Source organism: Holdemanella sp., from assembly GCF_056804935.1.
Genome location: NZ_DBMEXE010000161.1, coordinates 1 through 3,699 on the forward strand (window position 1 = coordinate 1; position 3,699 = coordinate 3,699).

General features: G+C 34.2%; 3 protein-coding genes. 1 reads left to right on the plus strand and 2 read right to left on the minus strand.

Annotated elements, in window-relative coordinates; translation table 11 throughout:
• Window positions 1-126: 126 nt before the first annotated feature.
• Window positions 127-1,335, minus strand: coding sequence for an L-serine ammonia-lyase, iron-sulfur-dependent, subunit alpha (locus ACZQCL_RS07375; protein ID WP_118114288.1), 1,209 nt, complete (start codon window positions 1,333-1,335; stop codon window positions 127-129).
• 148 nt (window positions 1,336-1,483) lie between these two features.
• Between ACZQCL_RS07375 and ACZQCL_RS07380 the strand changes: the two genes are divergently transcribed.
• A complete protein-coding gene (locus ACZQCL_RS07380) occupies window positions 1,484-3,277 on the plus strand; it encodes an acyltransferase family protein (protein ID WP_482482513.1) in 1,794 nt (597 codons plus the stop codon).
• Here ACZQCL_RS07380 and ACZQCL_RS07385 read toward each other — a convergent pair.
• On the minus strand, window positions 3,274-3,699 hold a 426-nt coding region (locus ACZQCL_RS07385), incomplete at its 5' end, for a hypothetical protein (RefSeq protein WP_482482515.1). The two genes, ACZQCL_RS07380 and ACZQCL_RS07385, sit on opposite strands and share 4 nt — an antisense overlap.

Consider the following 3,699-nt stretch of genomic DNA (forward strand, 5'->3'; position numbering starts at 1 on the left):
AAACGTCGACTATTTTTGGGTTTATGAAGTACGTTTCTGCCACAGATATTCTATCAGATTTTAAAAAGACTGTCGACAGTCACTTTGTCAACAGTCTGAAAGGTCTAATTCACATGAATTAGGCCTTTAAGCTTTTTCTGGTACGACTACGGCTAATCCGCCAAGTGCACTTTCTTTTAGTTCAATTGGAAGTTTCTTTCCTGTTAGATTCATGGTTTGAACAACCATATCAAAACTAACACGATTCTTTTTTACGTTACGTAAATATTTGGCAAGTCTTGCGGCATCTACACTTCTTTGGGCAGCTACTGCATTTCTTTCAATACAAGGAATCATTACGTATCCGCCAACTGGATCGCATGTAAGTCCTAGATGGTGTTCTAATCCAATTTCAGCAGCACATTCGATTTGTTCGTTATTTTGAAGTTGACAATAAGCGACAAAAGCAGCGCCCATAGAGCATGCTGCACCAACTTCTGCTTGGCATCCAGCTTTGGCACCTGAGATGGTTGCGTTTGTCTGAATTAGATTTCCAATCAATCCAGCGACTTTAAGTCCTTGGATAATTGTCTTTTTAGGATAATTTTGATCGTGATAGAAATGATATACAAGACTAGGTAGAACGCCACAGCTACCCATGGTTGGAGCTGTTACGACAATGCCTCCGCTTGCGTTTTGTTCATTGGCTGCATAGGCATAACTACTTAATAATAAACTGTTTTTGTCTTGGATATCATTACAGCTTTGTGCCGACTGATGTAAGGCATGCGCTACACGGTCAATTTTCAAGCTTCCAGGTAAAACACCAGTCTTCTTTAATCCGGTATTTACTGTTTTCAACATTTGTTTAAAGATTTGATTCATGTAGGAGTCAAAATCAGAATCTTCCACTTCATCGATATATTGGTCTAAACGTAAATGACGTTCATTACAATAAACTTGAATATCATCCATCTTTGTGTGTGGATAAATTTCTGGGTCTACATTTCCTTTTTTTCCATCGATTTCGATTTTTCCACCACCAATAGATACGAATGTATGTTCTGCAATTTTTGTATCCTTGTCAAAAACTTCAATGATCATTGTGTTTGGGTGTTCAACAGGGGTTTTCATATCAAAAATGATTTCGCATTTACTAGTGCCTAACGTTTTTAATATGATTTTGTCTGTAAGGTGCCCTTTTCCCGTAAGCGCTAAGGAACCAAATAATGTGATTTTGAAGTTTGTAGCTTCTGGATACTGTTCATTGATATATTTAGAAGCCATCATTGGACCAAATGTGTGTGAACTGCTTGGACCTGGTCCGATTTTATAAATTGTCTTAATACTTTGCATGTTATTTTCCTTTCAGAATCTTAATATATTATATTGTATTTTTTGAAAAAGGGATATTAAAAAATTATATATTTATTAATAATTATTAAGATTTGATTGTGCTAAAATAGATGGTGCTTAAAGTAAGCATCTAAGGGGATATGTAGATATGAAAAAAGAAGACGGACGTTTAAGGGGAATGGACGGATTGCGTGGGGTTGCGATTATTGCGATTACACTATTCCATATGTTTCCAAGTGTTTTTAGGGGTGGATACTTAGGAGTTGTGTTATTCTTTGTATTAACTGGATTCTTGTTGGTGGTATCAGCAAAGAAGAAGATGAATCAAAAAGAGTTTTCATTGCGTGATTACTATCTTGCCAGAATCAAAAGAATATACCCACCATTACTTGTGATGGTATTTACTACATTGGGAATCTATTTTATTTTGGCTAAGGACGCATTGTACAACATGAAAATGCAGGTGTTTAGTATTTTGGCTGGTTTCAATAACTGGTGGCAAATTTCGCAAAGTATTGATTATTTTACGCGCATTGCGAATACTTCGCCATTCTCGCATTTATGGTTTTTATCTATAGAGATGCAGTTCTATGTGATTTTTCCATTATTATTGTTTGGAATGTATAAATTGAAAGATAAAAAAGGAGAATCATTCACAATTAAAACTATGCTTGGTGTAACAGTTGGCTTTGCGCTTGTGATGCCAATTCTATATTTATGTAGAGTGAATGTCACAAGATTGTATTATGGAACAGATACGCGAATTTATTCATTGTTTGCGGGCATGCTTCTAGGTTGGATGTATACAAAAGGGGAAGCAACTAAAAAGAATTTTTATACCTCAATTGGGTTGCTTGGAGTGTTTGTGATTTCATGCTTTATTTTTGATGGGCGAATGCCAGTTGTCTATTTGTTTGTACTCGCATTAATGACAGTTTTATCTTTGTATATAGTCGAAAAAACGGCAGATAGTTCAATTTCATTGGATGTTCCAGTGTTAAAGTGGATTGGTCAACATAGTTATGAAATTTATTTATGGCAATATCCAGTTATTTATTTATTTCAATATAAAGATTGGAATACAAATTTTGTGATGTATTTGTTTGAGCTTGTGATATTGATTTTGTTGGTTGTATGGTCAAACTATTTCTTGAAGGTATTTAAATATAAACAAATTAAGCCTAAATTTCAAAAAGCCGTGTTGGCTTGTGGAATTGTGGGGTTTGTATTTCAAACCACAGGCGTTGTCGCCTTAGCAACTTCAAAAGAGATAGATTCATCGGAATTGCAGAAGCGTATAGCAGAAAATGAAAAGGCAATAGAGGCAAATAAGAGAAACGCAAAATCGGATGGTAGTGTTGAAAAAGGCAAAGTTGACGACTATGCTTCGAGTGGAAACTCACAGAAAGTATCGGATAAAGGATTGTTTTGTTTAGGGGATTCTGTCATGTTGTCGGCATATACAAATATTCAAGATATTTATCCGGATGCAACAATAGATGCAGCTGTTTCAAGACAAATATATCATGCTCTAGACATTTTAAGTTGGTATCAGTCTCAAGGGAATATTCATAATACAGTTGTGATTTCGCTTGGAACAAATGGTGTTTTGGATGAGAATACAGTTGAACAACTGTTAGAAATAATTGGTAAAGATAAGTCTATATTCTGGGTCAATGTGTATGCGCCTGGAGTTGAATGGGAAGCTAGCAACAATAAATATCTGAATGAATTGGCTAAAAAACATTCAAATGTCACAATTATAGATTGGAACTCTTATATTTCTAAGCATACAGATTTATTAGAAGCAGATGGAATTCATCCGATTGAAGATGGCGCTAATGCATATGCTCATTTAATTCAAGAAAAAATTAATGAGGTTATGCAAAAACAAAAAGAGATTGAAAAAAAGCGAATAAATAAAAGACTGCAGAGGAATTAATCTTCTGCAGTTTCTTTTGTATATGAATCTAAATCATTTGGGAAATTGATTTTATTTAATTTTTTGATGCTAAGTTCGATTGAAATATCAATATCTGCACTTGCTTTATCTACGGTTTGTTTACCTGTAAAGCTTAAAATCAGGTGTGAGATTTTTTTGCTTTTGATAGTTGCTTCAAGCGTTGCATCATCTAGTTTTATAGACCCCATATTATCTAGAAGGGTGGCTAATTTAGATGTGTTGACTTTAAAAGTATATGTATCATTTTCTTTTTTAGAGGAATCAAATAATTCGCATAATTGATCGTCAGTTAAATCTAGAAATGGGTTGTATGTATTTAATTTTGAATTCTTTTTAAGTCCGATCTTATCGACTGTACTTTGGGTTTTTGTACCCATAGAATTTAAATATGTTGAATATTT

Bases quoted from the DNA above. Each gene is read 5' to 3' on its own strand.
- ACZQCL_RS07375 (WP_118114288.1), bottom strand. From the start codon at position 1,335: ATGCAAAGTATTAAGACAATTTATAAAATCGGACCAGGTCCAAGCAGT.
- ACZQCL_RS07380 (WP_482482513.1), top strand. From the start codon at position 1,484: ATGAAAAAAGAAGACGGACGTTTAAGGGGAATGGACGGATTGCGTGGG.